We start from the raw sequence: 19,642 nt of genomic DNA, 5'->3' as shown, positions 1-19,642 counted from the left end.
GGCGGCGCTTTCGCTTTAGACGAGCGAGCCGCGCATAATCACTTTGACGCCCTTCGGCGCGTGTACCGCCACTTTCGCTCCGCTCTGGCCGTTCGCCCGGACCCAGCCCAGGCCCGAAATGAACAGATCCTGCGCTCCGCCCTTCGGAACGCGGAATTCGTGGCGCGTCCATTCGGGCAGATCTTCCAAATGCTCGCGGGAAGGAGGCGTCAGCATTTCGCCGATATGATCGGCGTACAGTTCGTCGGCGCGGCCCAGCTTCGTCCGGTGCAGCTTCAGCGCTCCGCTCGTATAGAACGTGAACGATTGATGCTCCCCTTCGATAAAGTCGAAGCGCGCCAAGCCGCCGATAAAGAGCGTCTGACCTTCGTTGAGCTGATAAACGGCCGGCTTGAGCGGCTTCTCCGGCATGATCTTGACCAGATCGCCCGGCGTGACCAGTTCCGTATAACGGGACGGATACACGATTCCCGGCGTATCGACAATATAATGCCCGTCGTCGAGCGGAATATTAACCATATCGAGCGTCGTTCCCGGATAACGGGAAGTCGTCAGCTCTTCTTCCAGGTCGCTGTAATCGGTAATCAGGCGGTTGATCAGCGTGGACTTGCCGACATTGGTCGCGCCGACGACGTATACGTCGCGATCGCCGCGGCGCTCCGCCACTTCCTGGAGCAGCCGGTCGAACCCGAGATTTTTCTTCGCGCTGCACAGCACGATCTCCTCGGTTTTCAGTCCCAGTTCCTTCGCCTGCTTTTGCACCCAATTCCGAACTTTGTTCCAGTTCGTGACTTTGGGCAGCAGATCGATCTTGTTGACCGCGAGAATAACCGGATTGCTGCCGACGAAGCGCTGCAGTCCGGTAATGACGCTGCCCTGGAAATCGAACAAGTCGACAATGTGGATCACGAGCGCTTTGCGTTCGCCGATCTGGCCGAGCATGCGCAGAAACTCGTCCTGGTTTACCGCAACCGAGGCGACTTCATTGTAATTTTTGATGCGGAAGCAGCGCCGACAGATCTGCGCCCCCTCTTCTTTCAACTGCGGAATATAGCCGACAGCGGCCGGATCTTCCGTTTGAAGCGGAGCTCCGCATCCGCTGCAGCGGATTACCGCGGAGCCTTCAAGTCTTTCCGTCATTTCTTTTTTTCCTCCTTGAGCCATTTGCCCATTTTGCGCAGACGCGCAATCGCGATCCGTTCGATCCGGCGATTAAAGCGCGTGCGCCAGCCTTCGTCGCCGATCGCGATCGGAAGCACAAGCACCGTGTACAGACCCAGCCTGTTTCCTCCGAGCACGTCGGTCAGAAGCTGATCGCCGACCACGATCGTCTGCTGTTCGTTCAGTCCCATCAGTTTCATCGCTTTGCGGAACGGGGCATGGGACGGCTTTCGGGCCCCATGCACGAAACGGATATCCAGCGGCGTCGCGAAGACGGACACGCGGTTCATATTATTGTTGGATACAATCACCAGCTGGAAGCCGAGTTCCTTTACTTTCGCAAACCATGCGATCAGTTCGGGCGTGGCGTTCGGAGCTTTCGCGCCGACCAGGGTGTTGTCCAGGTCCGTCACGATTCCCCGGTAGCCTCGCTTATACAAGTCCTCCAGATCGATATCGAATACCGTGTCGACCTGAAGCTTCGGCAGCAGTGTTTCGAACAAATTCGGGTCACCTCGTTAGCCCCTACCCCGAACGGCGGCTTGCGCCTGCCCGGAGCAGTCTCAGTAGTCTTTAAACTCAAACTATATCACAGCGAACGTTCCGCGTCAGCTATGGGATTGCGGCAAATTCGGCGAAACCGGATAATAACCTTTCCAGCTCTTCTTAAGATCCGACGACAAGCGCTGCATTTCCGTCCATTCGGCTTCGGTAATGCGCTCCGGACTGTACCGGGCTTTTTCGAACAGCATCAGGATCGGCGCCAGCGCGGCTTCCGCTCCCGTTACCTTCTTGTCCCAGCGCGCTACCGATTCCCTGAGCGTTTCGTGCGCTTCGCGCTTCAAGCCTTTGCGCTTCAGGAAGCGAAGGAACCGTTCCGTCTCCAACACGATCTTCTGATCCGCAGTGAGCGGTCCGCCCATGCGCAGTCCCATCAGGAAGAAGTAGATCGAGCGGCGGCGAACCCACATCAGATAGACGCCCCAGGCCGCCACGACGGCTGCCGCCGAGGCGACGATGATCGGCACGAGATTCGAGTCTTTATCCTGCGGCGATACGGCCGCGGCTTCCTCGACCTCTTCTTCCGGCTGTTCCGGCTGCTGTTCCTGCTGCTCCGTGACGTCGGCATCGGCCGGCGCGGCCGATTCCTGAAGCAGAGGCATGCTGAAACCGCGCGTCGCCTCCACCGGCACCCAGCCGTAATCGCCGAAGTACACTTCCGCCCAGGAGTGGGCGTTGGCGTTCGTCACTTCGTACTCCAGGCTGTTTTCGCTGAATCGCTCCGGCATGTCGCTCGACGGATTGCCCGGCGAATAGCCTTTGACCCAGCGGGCCGGAATGCCCTGCGAACGGGCCATCATGACCATCGCGGTCGAGAAGTAATCGCAGTAACCTTCCTTGATGTCGAACAGAAAACTTTCGACGAAGTCGTCGCTTTGCCGGCGCGACAGCGGCGGATTATTCGTATACAAGTAATTTTGCTGCAGGTACTGCTGAAGCAAATACACTTTTTCGTAAGGCGTTTGCCCCTTTTCCGTCACCTGCGAAGCCAAATCCGTCACCCGCTGCGGGAATCCGCGCGGCACTTGCACGTAGCGAGGATCGACCCCGTCCGGATACAGTTCTTCGAATGTCGCCGCGCCGAGCTTTTCCGTCGGAATCACCGGCACCTCGGACGTAATCGTGTACGTCTTCGGATACACTTTGGCTCCGCGGCCCGCCCGCTCCTGCCAATGCAGTTCGCCCTGCTCGGGCTTCCACTGCATGCGCGCTTCGCCGTTTTCGATATCGACGCTTTCCAGCCGGTCGATCGAATAGGCGCCGAAAAGCACCGGATATGTCGAGTCGCTTTGCATCGTTACCCGCTGCCGGATCGTTTTCGTCGGCATCAGCGGAGCGGCTTCGCGTTCAAGCTTCTGTTCGCGGATGACGTTTTCGAGCGCTCCCCAGCCGCTGTCGGAATCCCAGCCGCTGCCGGTGTACGTCATCCTCGTTTCTCCGCGCCAGTAGCTTCGTTCCGTCGTTTCGACCGTCATAACCGGGGTATAGTCGAAATTGAAACCGCCGCCGAGCTGCCCGTCTTCCCGGCTGTAACCGGAAGCGGATGCCTGTCCCTGCAGCAGCCCGCTCGCGTTGAACGCCACGTTCGACGTGCCCTGCATCTGTCTCCAGGCCGTATACGGATCGGTCAGCACCGGCTGCACGAACGGCATGTTGACGCCGGCCAGAATGACGAGCGAAAAGACGACGGCCGTATTGATCAGAAGTTTGAACGGGTTGCGCCGGATCGCTTTCCAACCTCGCGGAAAACGCGACTGGAAACGCTGGAAATGATCGCATACCAGCCATCCCATCGTCGCGAAGACGATCCAGGCGACCTGCTTCCAAAGCGAGACGACGGTAAACGAATCCAGCGCCGCCATAGGCACGATGTTCAGAAATGCGAAAACGAGGATGCGCCGCTGGCTGTTTACCGCCCGAATGCAAAATTCAAACAGCAGCCAGGCGAGCAGGGCGAACCAAACGTAAGGGAACATCGCTTCGGCGAATTGTTCCAACGCGGAAGCCCATCCCCCTTCCGGCTCAAAAACATCGTAACGCTTCAGCGTCGCGTACATGACGACGACGAAAGTCGCCGCCTTGAGTCCCAACCGGAACCAAGAAAATCTCGGCAGCAGCACGTGAATAACGGCTATTGCCGTCAGTACGCCCAATACGAGCGCATTCGTTTCGTCGAACCAGATGGTTCGCGTATAAGTCAGCCATTGAATGGCAATAATCAGCAGCCATACGGTAGATACCGCCGTATACCAGGACGACTTGAACGATTCGGCCCACTTCTTCATCGGGTTCCTCCTTCCAGCACGGCCGGCAGCTCATCCAGGCTGCCCGTCCGATAAGCGGCGATTCCTTTGGCCCGCAGCGAAGACGCCCACTGACGGGACGCCGCCGCGCTTTCCCCTTCGGAAGATGAAGCCGCGGCGATTTGAATATGACAAAGGCTCATTTGATGGGTCTGCGCGAATCGTACCAGATCCATGACGGACCCGTCCGCGAGCGGCGTAACGACGATGAGAACGGCCCCTCTCGGCAGTCGGGGCAGCGCCGATTCGAGCCCCGTCAGCAGCGAACCGCCGCCCTTCGGATCGAGATCGACCAGATGATCCATCATCTCGTGCAGACGCGAGCGGCCCTGCCCGGGCTCGAACACGCGAACCTGCTGCCCGATCGAGCACAGCCCCATCGGGATCGACTGCCGTCCTCCGTATTCCAGCAGCGAAGCCGCGGTCGACACCGCCGTCTCGAACTGCCTGGAAGATCCGTAATGTTTTTCGAACGTATCGAGCACAAGCATCGTTTTGGGAATCGACTCGTATTCGAACTCCTTCGACTTCCATTCTCCGGTCCGCGCCGTCGCGTTCCAATGGATGCGCGAGATGCGGTCGCCGTAAACGTAATCCCGGACTCCGCCCACCTGATTGGTCTCGCGGCCCGAAGTATGGCCGGTCGACTGAGGCCCGAGCAGGCGGTTGCGTCGGTCAAGCAGTTCCCATTTGCCGATATGGACCGTTCGCGGCAGCACGCGGAACTCGCCGCGCGCCGTGAACGAGCCCCGGTGTTCGATCAATCCGAAAATGTCCTCGGTCACGCATTCCGTCTCGGAAAACGCGTAACGTCCGCGCTCCAGCGGAGGCGTCTGAAACAGCAGCTCGCCCCGGCCGTTCATGCTGGGAACGAGACTCTCCTCGAACGACCAGGTCTCGCCGCCGTGGCGCTTGAGCGTCTCGCGCACGATAACGTAAGGCAGGGGCAAAAAGCCGGGAATCTCCAGGCGCAGCCGCACCCGGATCTGGTCTCCGGCATGAAGAACGCCGCCCCATTCTCCCAGCTCCCCGGAAAACTGACGCTCGCCGCGGGTCCGGCCGATTCCGTTAAGTCCGCCGAACAGCAGGTACACGCCGAACAGCGTAACCATCGCAAACAGCATGATGGAGGTCTTGCCTCCCTGGAACAGCAGATAAAACAAACAGCAGATCCAGATCGAGAGCAGCATCGACAATTTGGCCGGAGACAGCTTCGGTTTGAAAAGATTCCAAATCTCCCGCATTCCTTAACGTCCCATCGATACCGGCACGCTGCTGGCCGCCAGCAGATTGCGGATCAGCGATTCGGCGTTCAAACTGTCGAGTCGGGCTTCCGGACGGATCAGGATGCGGTGCGGCAGCACGAAAGGCGCCAGTTCTTTGATATCGTCGGGCAGGACAAAGTCGCGTTCGTTGATAAAAGCGTAAGCCTTGGCGGCCAGCGCGAACGAAATCGAAGCCCGCGGGCTCGCGCCCAGCAGAACGGAAGGATGTTCGCGGGTAGCCCGGATGATGTTCAGCATGTACGAAGTGACCGCTTCGTTCATGTGCACCTCGCGCACTTCGCGCTGGATACCGGCGATCGTGTCCATATCCGTCACGGCCCGAAGCTGGTCGGCCGGCTGACCGACGCGATTCGCGCTGATCAGATTTTTCTCGGTCTCGAGATCGGGATATCCCATATGCAGCTTCATCATGAAGCGGTCGAGCTGCGCTTCCGGCAGCACGTACGTGCCTTCGAAATCGATCGGGTTCTGCGTGGCGCAGAGCATGAACGGATGCGGCAGCGGATGGGTCTCGCCGTCGACGGTCACGCTGCGTTCCTCCATCGCCTCGAGCAGCGCGGACTGCGTCTTGGTCGTGGCCCGGTTGATTTCGTCGGCCAACAAAATGTGGGACATGATGGGGCCCGGGCGGAATTGAAAGCGTTCTTCGCGGGGATGATAAATGGAAACGCCGGTAATGTCGGTCGGCAGCAGGTCGGGATTGCACTGAACCCGCCGGTACACCCCTTCCATGGAACGGGCCAACGCTTTGATCATCTGCGTTTTTCCCGTACCCGGCACGTCTTCGATCAGCACGTGGCCTCCGGCGAGAAGAGCCGTCATCAGCAGTTTTATTTCAAAGGTTTTCCCTAGTATGCAGGATTCAAGATTGGTTCTTACGGCGGTAACGATCTGCATGGACTCGGAACTTACGGACATGTGGACAACCTCCTAAGTCATTCTCCTACAGGGTATGAGCAAATCGCGGCTCGGCCGGTCGGCCCGCAGCGAACGGTCGTGTTTCGGTTTAAAACGCAGGACGGCGAAGCTCTTTTCGAAGAAAGGCGCCGCCCAAATGGTTATGCCTATATATTGTACATGATCGAAGCATTGAACGCACATATCCGGCCGGAAAAAGCCGATTTGTCGGCCGAACCGTGACAATTCTTCCCCGACCCTGCATACTGTAAGGATAGCGGACGCGGGCATCCCGCGCTTCCGATTTTTCCGATGGGAGAGTGCAAGCATGAATAACGAAACGTTGGCATTGTTCAAAGAACTGACCGAATTTCCCGCAGCGCCGGGATTCGAACGCGATCTGCGCGCCTTGGTGAAGGAAAAACTGTCGGCTTATACGCAGGAATTCGTACAGGACCGGATCGGCAGCCTGTTCGGCGTCATGCGCGGCCGGGAAGACGGACCCAAGGTCATGGTTGCCGGCCACTTCGACGAAGTCGGCTTCCTCGTGAACGGCATTACCGAAACGGGATTGGTCCGCTTTCAGCCGCTGGGCGGCTGGTGGAGCCAGGTCGTACTCGGTCAGCGCCTGCAGATCATTACCGAAAACGGTCCCGTTGTCGGCGTGGTCGGCTCCACGCCGAAGCACCTGCTCGGCGAAGCGGAAGCGAGCCGCCCGGTCGACCTGAAGACGATGTACATCGATCTGGGCGCCGACGACCGCGCGGAAGCGGAAAGCTTCGGCGTCAAAGTCGGCCAGCAGATCCTGCCGATCTGCGAGTTCACGCCGCTGTCCAATCCGAAAAAAATCATGGCCAAAGCCTGGGATAACCGTTACGGCGTCGGTCTGGCTATCGAATTGATGAAGGAACTGCACGGGGAACAGCTGCCGAACACCGTATACAGCGGCGCCACCGTTCAGGAAGAAGTGGGGCTCCGCGGCGCGCGAACGGCGGCGAACCTGATCCAACCGGACATCTTCTTCGCGCTCGACTGCAGCGCCGCCAACGACATGACCGGAGACCGCAGCCTGTTCGGCCATCTCGGCCAGGGCGCGCTGCTGCGCATTTACGATCCGACCATGATCACGCATCGAGGCCTGCTTGAATATGTGCAGGATACGGCTTCCACGCATAAAGTCAAAGTTCAGCCGTTCATTTCACCGGGCGGAACCGATGCCGGACAAGTCCATCTGAGCGGAATCGGCGTGCCGTCCACCGTGATCGGCATCTGCGGCCGTTATATCCATACGTCTTCTTCGATCATTCATACGGACGACTACGCCGCCGCCAAGGAGCTGTTGGTGCGCCTTGTCCGCGGATTGGACCGCACGACGCTCAATACCATCGTGGAACGGGCTTAAAGTCAAGCAGGCAGCGCCGAAAAAATAAACTTTTTATATTTTTTTAACCTTTGGTTCCCAAAAACCATTAGAAAAAGACAGGTACCATCCGATATAAGTCTTAAGGGGTGGTTTTAGTGGCAACCAAAGGTCAAACATTTTGCAAGTACAGCTACGAAACGAAGCTTAGAGCCGTCCAAATGCGTATGGACGGAATGACCAAAAAGCAGGTGGCGAAAGAGCTCGGCATCTATGATCTTAATCGTCTGAAAATTTGGATGCGCAAATATAAGGCTGAAGGCGAACTAGGTCTAATTGACCATAGAGGCAGACGGGAAGAGGCGTTTTTGGAGCAGGAATTCGTTGAGAACGAGTTGACCGCCCAGAGCGTTTGATGCATCGTCGCATCGCTTTTCATCGCTTTATGCACAAAAAGCGGCAGACCCGAATCCAAGCTGACATACAGCCGGGGAAGCCGCTTTTTGGCATGCGCTTTTTTCGCTTGTCCAAGTCATTGACGCGCCGGCGGGAATCCGGGAAGATGATGGAGAAGCTTCATCGTTTCCGGAGACGGCCGGCCTGCCTGACCGAATCAGATTGGAGCGTGAATGGAGGACTGTTTCGTGTTCGCTTCTTTTTTTTCGTCGTCCGTTTCCGAGCCGTTTTCCGCTTTTTCTCCGGCTCACTTGATCTCGCTCGCTTTGTTCTTGGCCGCGGCGGCGGCGCTGTTCCTTTTTCGGCACAGCATTCGCGCAAGGCCGCGGCTTGCCGGCGGCCTGCGCTTCTTCCTGCTGATCGCTCTGATCGCGTCGGAAGCGTCGCTTCACATCTGGTATATCGCGCAGGGCGTATGGGACGCCCGTTATACGCTTCCTCTCGAACTATGCAGCCTGATGCTGCTGGCCGCCATTCTCCTGCTGATTACCCGAAGCCGGTTCCTGGCGGGACTTGTCTTTTTTGCCGGAATCGGCGGAGCGCTGCAGGCGCTGCTCACGCCGAACCTGGCTTACGGCTATCCGCATTTCCGTTTCGTGCAGTTTTTCGCCGCTCACGCTTTGATCATTTTGTCCGCGCTGTACATGGTCTGGATCGAAGGCTTCCGGCCGACCTGGCGGACCGTGCTGACGGCAATGCTCTCGCTTAACGTTATCGCGCTGGCCGTCTATATGCTCGACCGGCTGCTGGACGCGAACTACATGTTTCTGCGCGGCAAACCGGATACGCCGTCCGTTCTCGACAGGCTCGGCGATTACCCGCTGTACATCCTTGCCGAGGAACTGCTTGCGCTGTTCACGTTCAGCGCGCTGTACGCGGTTTTCTTTCTGATTCCGGACGCGCTGCGACGGAAAGCAAACGCTCTAGGTTCCCGAAAATTTTAAAGCAGCGATTCGGCGCCGTCGACGAAAATGTCGGTGCCGCTGACATGCGACGATTCGTCGGAAGCGAGAAAGAGAACCAGCTTGGCGACTTCCTCGGGTTTGCCGGGTCTGTCCTCAAGCGGATGGCTGCCTTCCGGATACTCCACCGGAATCTCGATTTCTTTCAAATCGTCGCTCGGGAATGTATTTTTTCCAATATTAGTGTCGATAGCGCCCGGGCAAATGGAGTTGACGCGGATTTTGTACCGGGCCAGTTCCAGCGCCGCCATTTTGGAAAAAGCGGTTTGTCCGGCTTTCGAAGAAGAGTAGGCCGCAAAACCCGTTCCCGAGAAAATGCGGTTGCCGTTGACGGAACTTGTGATGATGATGCTTCCGCCCTGCTTTTTCAAATAAGGAATCGAGTATTTGACCGTGACGAACGTGCCGCGCAGATTCGTCTCGAGCGTTTTGTTCCAATCTTCCACTTCCATCGTTTCGATCGGAGCGGCCGCGCCGTTAATGCCCGCGTTCGCGAACACGACGTCGATCCGGCCCCATTTTTCTCCGACTTCGCCGATCGCGCTTTCGACCGCTTTCGGATCGGATACGTCGCATTCGAGCACAAGCGCTTCGCCGCCGGCCCCCTCGATTTCCCGCTTCGTTTCTTCTGCGGTATCGGCCGTCAATTCCAGTACGGCCACCTTCGCTCCCTCTTTCGCAAAACGGATGGCGCTCGCTTTGCCGATCCCCGACCCCGCTCCCGTCACTACCGCCACTTTGCCGTTCAGTGCTCCCGTCGTCATGATGCCAGTCCTCCTTCGTCGCATTGAATGCTGGTGTATGGGCAAGTTGTCCATCATGTATCGGTTACCCGCCTGCTTTTTTGTGAAACCGTTTTAAAAAGCATCCGCGGATTTTTTTCCGGGCTGCCGCGAAAAAGAAGCGTCTCCGGCAGGAGACGCTCTTTATCCCGTTCGCTCATCTCGATCCGCTTCCGTCCTTACGGCTTGTCGGGGAGGCGATATACCGCGGATTGATACGGCAGCAGACGCAGACGGTATTCGCCGTTTTCAAGCCGGAAAGGCGTACCGGCTCCCGACGCGCCGGCTTGGACGGGCGCGCTGCCGACGAGCAGTTCGCCCGCTTCGGCCAAGCGCGCCCATTCCGCGTGAACGCCGCATTCGCGTTCTTGGTCCGAGAAGCTGACGAGCACCATCCAGCGTTCGTCCTTCGTTTCCCGAATGTAAGCGAACATCCACTCGTCTTCCAGCGGAATCATCGTCAGGGCGCCGCGCGCCGGAACCGGAGACTGCTTACGCAGTTCGATCAGCCGCCGGTAATGATGGAACACCGAAGCCGGGTCGTTCCGTTCGTCTTCCGCGTTCGCTTCGCGGCCTGAGGGGTTCAGCGGAATCCACGGCGTCCCGCTTGTGAATCCGGCCTGCTCCCCTCCCGTCCAGTGCATGGGCGATCGCGCCCCGTCGCGGCTGCGGGCATGCAGGCTCGCCAGCACGTCATCCGCCGCCTCTCCTTTTTCCGCGCGCCGTTTGTACGCGGCGATCGTCGCCTTGTCGCGGTAATCGCCCGGAGAGCGGTAATCGGCATTGGGCATGCCGAGCTCCTCGCCCTGGTAGACAAGCGGCGTGCCGGGCAGCGTATGCAGGAATGTGCCGATCGCCTTGGCCGCCGCGTCGTTCATTTTTTTCGCCGCTTCGCCGCCTTTTCCAGACAAGTCTCCGAACAAGGTTCCCAGCATGCGCGGATGGTCGTGCGTACTCATGTAGAGCGCGTAGCCCCCGCGGCCGAACACTTCCTCGTACCAGCGAACGATGCTTTCCTTCAGCGTGACCGGCGACCAGTTCGGGTCCGTTTTCCACGGATCGCCGAAGTCTTTCCCCAACCGGATCAGCTCCATCTGAAGCACCATGTCCATCTCGCGCCGCTCCGGCGCCGTGTAGCGAACGACCTCGTCCATCGTTACGGTCGGCGCTTCGCCCAAAGTCAGCGTGCCCGGGTAGCGGCCGAACGTCTCGTCGTGCAGTTCGCGCAGCAGTTCGTGAATGCGCGGCCCGTTTTTATAAAACTGCTGCCCCCTCGGATGGCGGGCGTCTTCGGGCGCGTCGGGAAAATCGGGATGCTTCGAAATCATGTTGATGGCGTCCAGACGAAAACCGTCCACCCCTTTGTCGAGCCAGAAGGTGATCATTCGATAGAGATCGCGGCGCATCTTCTCGCTTTCCCAGTTCAAGTCCGGCTGTTTTTTATCGAAAATGTGCAGGTAATATTCGCCCGTCGCTTCGTCGAACTCCCAGGCGGACTCTTCGGAGAACGAGCGCCAGTTGTTCGGCGGACCGCCGTCCGCCGCGGCCGGCTTCCAAATGTAATAATCCCGGTACGGATTGTCTTTCGAAGACCGGGAAGCCTCGAACCACGGATGCTCGTCGGAAGTATGGTTGATGACCAGGTCCAGGATCAGACGGATGTCGCGTTCATGAAGTTTCGCGATCAGCTCCTCCATCTGCTCCATCGTGCCGTACGCGTCGTGAATTTTATAATAATCCCGAATGTCGTAGCCGTTGTCCTCCATCGGCGAATCGCATACCGGTCCGATCCAGACGGCGCTGACGCCGAGTTCCGCCAGATAGTCTACCTTCTCCAGCATCCCGCCGATATCGCCCCAGCCGTCGCCGTCGCTGTCCTTGAAGCTCGGCGGGTACAGCTGATACAGCACGCCTTCCTTCCAATAAGCGCTGCTGCCGCTCTCTTCCACCTTGTTCGCTTTTTTCGTTCGTTCAGTTGCCATCGTTCTCCTCCTTATCCGCCGGTCCGGCCCCGCGCCGTGCGGCCGTCCTTCTTTGTAGGGGATAACCGGAAAAGGTCACAGCTAAACAGCGGGCGCGAAGGAGAAGGAAAAAAAGGGAAAATAATCAAGCCGATGTCGTGATATTGAACATTAAATGTCGCATCGTTTTAGTGAACTGCGGCTCTGCCTATGCTATTTTAAGTAGAGAAATGTCAGAATATTGGATAATCGGCAGGGAGGGACGACTATGGGAATTCGCATAGGCAAAGCCAGCCTGTGGCATGTGCATGCTTGGGATTATATCGGTCAGGCGCAGAACCATCCCGATACGGATATCGCGGCCGTATGGGATGAGGATCCGCGGCGCGGAAGCGAGGCGGCCGACAAGCTCGGCGTGCCTTACTACGAAAAGCTGGAGGAAATGCTGGATTCCGGGCAGGTGGACGCCGTCATCGTGGACGCGCCGACCAACCGGCACAAGGAAGTGATGATCGCCGCCGCGCGGGCGGGCAAGCATATTTTCACGGAGAAGGTTATCGCGGCTTCCGAAGCCGAAGTCAAAGCGATCGTCGAAGCCGTCGAAAGCGAGGGCGTCAAGCTGACCGTCTCGCTGCCGCGGCTGAACGAGGGTTACACGCGGGCGATACGGGATATTCTGGAACGCGGGCTGCTGGGACAGATTACATACGTACGGGCAAGATTGTCGCATGACGGCGCGTTGGCGGGTTGGCTGCCTGACCATTTCTACAATGCCGAACAATGCGGCGGCGGCGCGCTCATCGACCTGGGCTGCCATCCGATGTATTTATCCGCCCTTTTCCTGAGAGAACCGGTGACGGCCGTGGGCGCCAATTTCGGCTATATCACGGGACGGGAAGTCGAAGACAACGCGCTGGCCACGCTGTACACGGCGTCCGGGGCCATCGCTTCGGTGGAAGCGGGTTTCGTCAACGCCCATTCGCCTTTCGCGATCGAAGTGCACGGCACGGAAGGTACGCTGCTGTACGGCACGCCGGAAAACAGGCTGCTGATGCGCACGAAGCGCGATGAAAAATACGCCGAATGGACGGAGCATCCTATGCCTCCCGCCCGGGAGAGCGCCTTCGATCAGTGGGTTCGCCATATCCGGGAAGGCACCGAAGCTTCGGAAAATATCGCGGTCGCGATCGAGCTTACCCGTTTGATGGAAGCGGCCAACCGTTCGGCCCGCGAAAGCCGTATCGTGCAGCTCGGGGAGTTGAATTTCTGATATGTCGGAACGTTTTGCGCACGCCGTCTCTTTTCCCTATGCCCCCATGTTCGAAAAAGCAGACCTGCTGGAACGCCTCGATATCGCGGTAGTCTGGGGCCATTACGAAATTCGCGTACTGCGCTTCCATCTGACGTCGTTCGAGTCCGGCCGAGTCATCAATTTTCACAATCACTCGACTTACGAATTTCATTTCATTCCGCGCGGAGCGGGACGGGTCATTCTGGGCGATCAGCCGTACTCGCTGTCCGAGGGCATGCTCTACCTGACCGGTCCGGGTCTCATGCATTACCAGGAAGCCGATCCGCAGCGGGCGATGGACGAATTGTGCCTGCATGTGGACATCGTGCGCAAGCCCAACCCCGCGGCCGATCCGTGGGAAGCCGCGGAAGCCGAAGAATGCATGCAGAAGCTGAAATCGCTCCCGGCGCGGCCGACCCAGGACAGCTACGGCGCCATGCCGTGCTTCCTGGAAGCCTACGAAGCGTGCGAAAGCAAACGGATCGGTTACTATACCGATATCCGCATGCAGGTCGTCGGCATTCTGCTGAAAACGGTTCAAGCTTACGATTCCGGTGACATCGGCATGGAAGCGCCAAGCCGCGACATGGTGGCGTACCGTTACGAATATGCTGTCCGATACATGGAAGCCAATTACACGTCGGGACTGCGTCTGGAAGACGTCGCGGAAAAACTCGACCTCAGTCCCCGTCAGCTTCAGCGAATCTTTCGCGATGTCGACCCGAATCGCCCGTTCAGCCGGGTGCTGGAAGATATCCGTTTGCGGGGGGTGTGCGACCGGCTGCGCACCGGCAGTCTGTCCATCGAGCGGATCGCGGAGCTGGAAGGCTTTTCGACGGCGGCTTATCTGCATACCGTTTTTCGCAAACGCATGAATATGTCGCCTTCCGTCTACCGCAGGGCCAAGCAGTTCGAGCTGCATCGGCATCCGGCGGAGACGCTTCCCCGAGGGGTTCCCCGTTCTTCGGAATGAGACGAACAATACGAAATTCAATGCAGAAAAGCGGCATGGCCGGCTGCCGGGAACGCTCATCCGGAAAAACGCGAAAGAACTCCCGCCCTTCATCCCGGGCGGGAGTTCTCGAAAATCGGTACGGACCCGACCACCGGATTCGGGTCCGTTTTTTTGCCGTCCGCTCGGTCAGGGCGTCTTCAGATGCCCGCTCCGCGGTCTTCTCCGTCCTTCGGCGCATCGGTACCGCCGCTGTTCTCCGCATCGGCCCCGTCTTCCGGCTCGCCGTTTTCCTGTTCCTGCCCGCCGCTCGGCTCGCCCCCGTCTTCCCGCGCGCCGGCGGAATCCTCGGCTTCCGCTTCGGCAAGTGCCGCCCGCTCGGCCGCCTCCCGTTCCAGCCGCGCGAATTTCTCCTGCTCCGCCGGAATATTTTCTTCTTCCAGCGCTTCCGCCGATACGCGGAACTCGCCGCTGCGAATCCGGATGCGGACCCATTCGCCGGTAATGGCGCCGAGGTCGATATAGCGGTCGGCCGCGATGTCTTTTTTCTCCCACTCTTCGTGCCGGACGATAAAACCTAAACTGGTCACGTCCGGCGCGACTTCCAGCAGCGCCTCCGCCACCCCGTTATCGCTGCCGACGAAGTCGACTCTGCGGCTGCCGAACGAAGCGCCCCACATCCACAGATTCCAGCCTTCGTAATCGCCGTCTTCGCGCTCGTATTCCAAAATCAGCTTGCGCGGCGTATATTCGCGGACTTCCAGCGCCAGCTGCGCCTGCACGCCGTCGCCCGACACCGAGATGACCGCGCGGCCCGGCTTGATGCCCGTCACCCGGCCCGCCTGGTTGACCGTCGCGATGCCGACGTCGCTGGATCGCCATTCCAAGCGCGATGCCGACATCGGATTGCCGAACGGGTCTTTCGGTTCCGCCCGCAGCTTCAGGCTGCGTCCTACGTAAAGGCTGCGCACTTCGTCGTCCATCGCAATGCCGATCTGGTGCAGCGTCCGGCGCTCGATCAAGATCGCCGTACTGCTCTGCATATCGCCGCATACGGCGGTAATGAGCGCTCGGCCCATGCCGATCGCCCATGCCGAACCGTCGCGCCGGATGATGATCTTTTCCGGATCGGAGGAGTGGTACGACACTTCCGCTTCCGGCATCCGCCGCCCGCGCTGATCGCGCACGGTCGCCTGCAGGAACAATTTTTCGCCCGGCTGAACGACTCCCGGCATGTTTTCCCACTCCAGCAGCGAAGGCTCCGGCGTATAGTCGTCCTCTTCGTCGTAGAGCACCATGCTCGACAGCGCCGGGACTTTCACGTAATCGGCGGCTTCTCCCAGCGCTTCGGTACCGGCACGGCGATGATCGACGACGATTTTCCAAGGACGTCCGCGTGCCGGAAGCTCGATCGTCTGCTCCGTCTCCGAAGCGTTATGCACGACCGCGATCGTCCGCCACAAGTCGCCGCCCGCATGATCGTTCAGCGTAAAGCCGACTACGCCGCCGTGCATGCGGAACACGTCCATATGCTTCTCGATGTCGCCGCGCGTCTTGAGCCGGAACGCGCGGTGCGACCGCCGCAGCTCGATCAGCCCGCGGATATAGTCCGTCACCCCGTGGAAGCGGTCCTTGTTGCTCCAGCGGATCGCGTTGACGGCGTCGGGGCTTCGGTAGCTGTTATGGTCGCCGAACTTGCTGCGCAGCAGCTCGTCGCCCGCGCTGATGAACGGCACGCCCTGCGCGGTCAGCACGAGGCCGTAAGCCAGCAGCTGCCGTTTGACCAGATCGTGCTCCAGCGGGTCTTCGCCGATTATCCGGTACGGATCGCAGGCCGCCACCGCGTCCGCCGCCGGGACGCCGGACGCGGGTTTGCCGTTGTCGAACTCGATCAGCCCCGCCGCTTCCCATTGCCCCCGCGACTTGACCAGCTTGTCCCACAGGATCAGGTTGTCGTGCGCGGTCACGTAATTGACGCTCTCCGCCGGCTCTGCCGCAAAGTCGTGCACCGAACCGCGCAGCCCCTGCGCGATCTCCCCTTCTTTGCCCGGCGCGCCGCTGACGAATCCGGTACCCCAGCCGTCTCCGTCTCCTTTGAGCGCGTTGCGGAAATTGTCGTTGAATACCGCGAATCCGCCGCCCCTTTGCGCCCCTTTGAGCGTCAACTCCCGCAGCGGAGTATCCAGCGCCGTCCAGGGCTCGCCGTAGATCAGAATCGTCGGATCGACCTTTTCATGCAGTACCGAAGCGATCGTGCGCATGGTGGTCGTGTCGATCAATCCCATCAAGTCGAAACGGAAGCCGTCCACATGGTACTCTTCCGCCCAATACAGGAGCGAATCGAGAATGTATTTGCGCACCATCGGCCGTTCCGTCGCCAGCTCGTTGCCCACACCGGAGCCGTTGCTGAGCTGCCCGTACTTGTTGAAGCGGTAAAAGTAACCCGGCACCACGGGATCGAACGGCCCGTCCTCCACCGAGAACGTATGGTTGAACACGACGTCCACGACGACCCGGATGCCGCGGGCATGCAGCGCCTGCACCAGCTTTTTCAGCTCGCGGATTCGCGCTTCGGGGTTATGCGGATCGGACGAATACGAACCTTCCGGCACGTTATAGTTCTGCGGATCATAACCCCAGTTGTACGACTCCGGCGTCACATCGCATTCGTTGACCGTGCAAAAATCGTAGACCGGCAGCAGATGCACATGCGTCACGCCGAGTTCTTCCAGATGATCGAGACCGATCGGCCGTCCTTCTTTCGTCCGGATGCCCGATTCCGTAAAAGCAAGGTATTGGCCCGAATGATTCATTTTCGCGTCCTCGGAAGAAGAGAAATCGCGCACATGCAGCTCGTACAGCACCGAATCGACCGGATGGCGCAGCGGCGGACGGACGTCGTTTTCCCAGCCTTGCGGATCGGTACGCTTCATGTTGACGATCGCGCCGCGCTGGCCGTTGGCCGATGCCGCTTTGGCATACGGATCGACCACATAGCGGCTGTTCTCGTGCTCGCCGATCTTGTACGTAATGTGGTACATATAATAATGACCTTCCAGATCTCCGGGAACGACGATGCTCCACACGCCGTATTCGTCTTCTTCCATCGTCAGCTCGCGCCCGCCGCGGTGATCGGTTACCCGGCCGTCCGCATCGTACTCTCCCTCGTCCTCATAAATGGCGATCCGCACTTTTTCGGCGCCGGGCACCCAGACTTTGAACGTGCAGTACTGCGGAGAAAAGGTCAGTCCCAAGTCGCCGTAAGGATAAGCTTCGAAATCGGGACAGTCCAACGTATCGTTAAAGCTCAGCATATCGGCCATCTCTGTACACCCCTTATCGAGTTCTTCGCTCTAATCTGCATTTTATCCGATATTATTTTACCAAACATTCGTTCCTGCGCATAAAAAGCCTGCTCCTTCGAACGGACATTATCGCGGCGTCGAAGGTCCTTAGTCCGAAGCTTAACCGCCGGGGCACCGGACGTTCGCACGCGCCCTTTTGATTCCTTGCTTACCTGGCTCCTTATATATTTGGACGAAAAAAGCCCCGAGGACGCACAATCTTCATACATTCTTGCCAAGAAGCCGTTTCGCTCGCCTACATAAAAAAACGGAGTGTCGTCGACACTCCGTTAAACGCCTTTCGTTCCCTGCAGTCCGACTTCGCGCTCGCTCCACTCCCACAGCTTGGCGGCCGCCTCGTCGTCTTCCGCTTTTCCGCCGAGGCGTTTCGGTCGGCTGCGGTAAAAATACTCCCGCGAGATGCCTTCGACTTCCGGGCTGTCCGCGAGGTACACCGCTGTCGAAGCGCCTTCCTCCGGCGTCTGAAACGAAGGCAGCCCGCCGAGCATGCGGTAGACGCCCTGTCCGAAGCCGGTGCCGCGATTGACGCCGAGCTGCGTCAGCACGGCGCCGGGATGCAGCGCGTTGACCGCAATTCCCGCGTCGTACGTGCGCAGCGCCAATTCGCGCGCGAACAGAATGTTGGCCAGCTTCGATTGACCGTAGGATTTGACCACATTGTAGCTTCGGCGCAGATGAGGATCTTCGAAGTGGATCCGTCCCGCCTTATATGCGCCCGAAGCTACGACGACAATCCGTCCGCGGCCTGAAGCCTTTACCAGACCGAGCAGCAGGTTCGTCGCCAAAAAGTGACCCAGATGATTGACGCCGAGCGCCAGTTCGAAGCCGTCTTTCGTCTCCTGCCGCTTGGGGCTGACCACGCCGGCATTGTTGATGAGCACGTCCAAAGTGTCGATCCGTCCATGCACGTCGCCTGCGAAGCGCCGGATCGAGGAGAGATCGGCCAAATCGCACAGCACCAATTCCGCCGAGCCCGATCCTCCGCTTTGTTCCACTTTGCGAAGCGCCTCTTCGCCGCGTTCGCGGCTGCGGCAGGCCATCAGCACCCGGTAACCCCGTTTCGACAATTCGATCGATGTCGCCAAGCCCATTCCTGAATTCGCGCCCGTGACGAGCGCCGTTTTTCCGGTCAATCCGTTCTCCTCCTTCGGATCGTTCAGATGATGTTTCGACCGATTCGGCTTAGTCCCCATCATAAACCAGCGCGCCGCCGCCTGACAATCCGCCGCAGAGCAAAAAGCCTGCGCAGTCACGCAGACTTTAGACGGCCTTGATCGCCCTATCGGTTAGAAAAGCATTCGTTCGAGAAGCATAAACGCTGCGGGAGAAATTTACTCCTGCTCCGCTTCGTACTGTTCCGGCGTCAGCAGGCCGGCCAGCAGTCCTTCCGCTTCGCCGTCCGGCTGAATTTCGATCATCCAGCCCTCGCCGTAAGGCGCGCTGTTCACCAGTTCCGGCTCGGTCTCAAGCGCTCCGTTGACGGCCGCGATCGTGCCGCCCACCGGGCAGAACAGATCCGATACCGTTTTGACCGATTCGATCGAACCGATGCTCGCTTCAGCCGCGACTTCGGAGCCCTGCTCCGGCAGTTCGACGAATACGATATCGCCGAGCTGATGCTGCGCGAAATCGGTGATGCCCAGACGAAGATTTCCGTTCTCCAGCTTTTCCAGCCATTCGTGATCCTTGGTATAGTACAGGCCCGCTTTTACTTCACTCATCGTCCGATCCGCCCCATTCACTGTATTGCCGAACATTCGGCTTATTATAATCCTTGCTTGTTCGGGAATTTTCCGCGCTTTTAGCTTAAGCCAGCCTTTTTCGCGTGTCAATGTTCCTGACAATATTTTTTGTAAAATTCAAACTTTTGTTGACAACACGCAGGCGCATCCCTTAATAATTAGGATAAAGCATTTGATCCGCATTTGGCAAAAAAAACGAACGTTCGACCGAATCTACATAGGCGAATGAAAGCACAGGGAGAGAGCACCGGGAAGCGAAGCTTCCGCGGGTGCCGCCGAAGGAGTAAACCGATCGAGGCGCTGAAGCAGCGTTCGCGGCGAATCTCTCAGGCAAAAGGACCTTTGCCGGACGCCACTCTGGAGAGCATCCGCGCAGCCCGGATCAAGTCCCGGCCCTGCAGGCGGATCACCCAAGGGGAAACCTGTTTCTCTCACGAAGCGGGGTAACTCTCAGGTATCAAGGACAGAGCCCTTACGATCAGGCCTTTCTTTTCCTTCGCGGAAAAGAGGCCGGTCTTTGGGGACCTGTCCTTTTTTCGCGCCCTGCAAAAGCGAGAACGGCA

The 19,642-nt window shown here is 58.8% G+C and carries 16 protein-coding genes and 2 riboswitches; of the genes, 5 read left to right on the top strand and 11 right to left on the bottom strand.

The annotated features are described in order from the left end of the window. Positions 1 to 15 precede the first annotated feature (15 nt). From yqeH to GYN08_RS00400, 5 genes are all read right to left on the bottom strand, one after another. A complete protein-coding gene (gene yqeH / locus GYN08_RS00420) occupies positions 16 to 1,140 on the bottom strand; it encodes a ribosome biogenesis GTPase YqeH (RefSeq protein ID WP_166271426.1) in 1,125 nt (374 codons plus the stop codon). Continuing rightward, positions 1,137 to 1,664: a YqeG family HAD IIIA-type phosphatase gene (locus GYN08_RS00415; protein WP_166271424.1), complete on the bottom strand. Its 528-nt coding sequence runs from the start codon at positions 1,662 to 1,664 to the stop codon at positions 1,137 to 1,139. Before GYN08_RS00415 ends, yqeH begins: the two co-directional genes overlap by 4 nt. Positions 1,665 to 1,769: 105 nt before the next feature. After that, positions 1,770 to 4,007, bottom strand: a complete 2,238-nt coding sequence (locus GYN08_RS00410) for a transglutaminase TgpA family protein (RefSeq protein WP_166271422.1) — start codon at positions 4,005 to 4,007, stop codon at positions 1,770 to 1,772. Beyond that, positions 4,004 to 5,269: a DUF58 domain-containing protein gene (locus GYN08_RS00405; RefSeq protein ID WP_166271420.1), complete on the bottom strand. Its 1,266-nt coding sequence runs from the start codon at positions 5,267 to 5,269 to the stop codon at positions 4,004 to 4,006. The genes GYN08_RS00410 and GYN08_RS00405 overlap by 4 nt, the downstream gene beginning before the upstream one ends. Positions 5,270 to 5,272: 3 nt before the next feature. Further along, entirely contained in the window at positions 5,273 to 6,229 is a 957-nt protein-coding gene (locus tag GYN08_RS00400; protein WP_166271418.1) for an AAA family ATPase, read from the bottom strand. Between the two features lie 307 nt (positions 6,230 to 6,536). Here GYN08_RS00400 and GYN08_RS00395 point away from each other — a divergent pair, with 307 nt between their 5' ends. The 3 genes from GYN08_RS00395 (at position 6,537) to GYN08_RS00385 (ending at position 8,968) form a co-directional block, all read left to right on the top strand. Further along, positions 6,537 to 7,610 (top strand): M42 family metallopeptidase, encoded by a 1,074-nt coding sequence (locus GYN08_RS00395; RefSeq protein WP_166271416.1) that lies wholly within the window; start codon positions 6,537 to 6,539, stop codon positions 7,608 to 7,610. 116 nt (positions 7,611 to 7,726) lie between these two features. Then, the gene (locus GYN08_RS00390; RefSeq protein WP_166271414.1) at positions 7,727 to 7,984 is read left to right on the top strand and encodes a helix-turn-helix domain-containing protein; all 258 of its coding nucleotides are present in this window, start codon (positions 7,727 to 7,729) and stop codon (positions 7,982 to 7,984) included. A gap of 228 nt (positions 7,985 to 8,212) precedes the next feature. Further along, entirely contained in the window at positions 8,213 to 8,968 is a 756-nt protein-coding gene (locus GYN08_RS00385; protein WP_328802168.1) for a YwaF family protein, read from the top strand. On the opposite strand, the gene GYN08_RS00380 is transcribed toward GYN08_RS00385, so the two are convergent. The 3 genes from GYN08_RS00380 to GYN08_RS00375 are packed head-to-tail and all read right to left on the bottom strand — an operon-like array spanning position 8,965 to position 11,750. Beyond that, a complete protein-coding gene (locus GYN08_RS00380; protein WP_166271410.1) occupies positions 8,965 to 9,750 on the bottom strand; it encodes an SDR family oxidoreductase in 786 nt (261 codons plus the stop codon). The two genes, GYN08_RS00385 and GYN08_RS00380, sit on opposite strands and share 4 nt — an antisense overlap. A gap of 53 nt (positions 9,751 to 9,803) precedes the next feature. Next, complete coding sequence (locus GYN08_RS23905; protein WP_268952831.1) at positions 9,804 to 9,929, bottom strand: hypothetical protein; 126 nt, start codon at positions 9,927 to 9,929, stop codon at positions 9,804 to 9,806. Positions 9,930 to 9,947: 18 nt separating this feature from the next. Next, positions 9,948 to 11,750, bottom strand: a complete 1,803-nt coding sequence (locus GYN08_RS00375) for a glycoside hydrolase family 13 protein (protein ID WP_166271408.1) — start codon at positions 11,748 to 11,750, stop codon at positions 9,948 to 9,950. Between the two features lie 247 nt (positions 11,751 to 11,997). Between GYN08_RS00375 and GYN08_RS00370 the strand changes: the two genes are divergently transcribed. Beyond that, the gene (locus GYN08_RS00370) at positions 11,998 to 12,999 is read left to right on the top strand and encodes a Gfo/Idh/MocA family protein (RefSeq protein WP_166271406.1); all 1,002 of its coding nucleotides are present in this window, start codon (positions 11,998 to 12,000) and stop codon (positions 12,997 to 12,999) included. A 1-nt stretch (position 13,000) separates the two neighbouring features. Beyond that, positions 13,001 to 13,993, top strand: coding sequence for an AraC family transcriptional regulator (locus GYN08_RS00365; protein ID WP_166271404.1), 993 nt, complete (start codon positions 13,001 to 13,003; stop codon positions 13,991 to 13,993). A 179-nt stretch (positions 13,994 to 14,172) separates the two neighbouring features. On the opposite strand, the gene pulA is transcribed toward GYN08_RS00365, so the two are convergent. The 3 genes from pulA to gcvH form a co-directional block, all read right to left on the bottom strand. Further along, on the bottom strand, positions 14,173 to 17,295 hold the full coding sequence (pulA, locus tag GYN08_RS00360) for a type I pullulanase (protein ID WP_166271402.1): 3,123 nt from the start codon (positions 17,293 to 17,295) through the stop codon (positions 14,173 to 14,175). 311 nt (positions 17,296 to 17,606) lie between these two features. Next, positions 17,607 to 18,470: an SDR family oxidoreductase gene (locus GYN08_RS00355; RefSeq protein WP_235945685.1), complete on the bottom strand. Its 864-nt coding sequence runs from the start codon at positions 18,468 to 18,470 to the stop codon at positions 17,607 to 17,609. A 198-nt stretch (positions 18,471 to 18,668) separates the two neighbouring features. Then, positions 18,669 to 19,058 (bottom strand): glycine cleavage system protein GcvH, encoded by a 390-nt coding sequence (gcvH, locus tag GYN08_RS00350; RefSeq protein ID WP_166271400.1) that lies wholly within the window; start codon positions 19,056 to 19,058, stop codon positions 18,669 to 18,671. 246 nt (positions 19,059 to 19,304) lie between these two features. After that, a riboswitch (glycine riboswitch) is annotated at positions 19,305 to 19,431 on the top strand. A 3-nt stretch (positions 19,432 to 19,434) separates the two neighbouring features. After that, positions 19,435 to 19,548, top strand: a riboswitch (glycine riboswitch). The last annotated feature ends 94 nt before the right edge of the window (positions 19,549 to 19,642 follow it).

This window comes from Saccharibacillus alkalitolerans, from assembly GCF_011090185.1.
Classification (GTDB): domain Bacteria; phylum Bacillota; class Bacilli; order Paenibacillales; family Paenibacillaceae; genus Saccharibacillus; species Saccharibacillus alkalitolerans.
The sequence above is the reverse complement of the archived record's forward strand: the minus strand, read 5'-3'. Positions and strand labels throughout refer to the sequence as shown.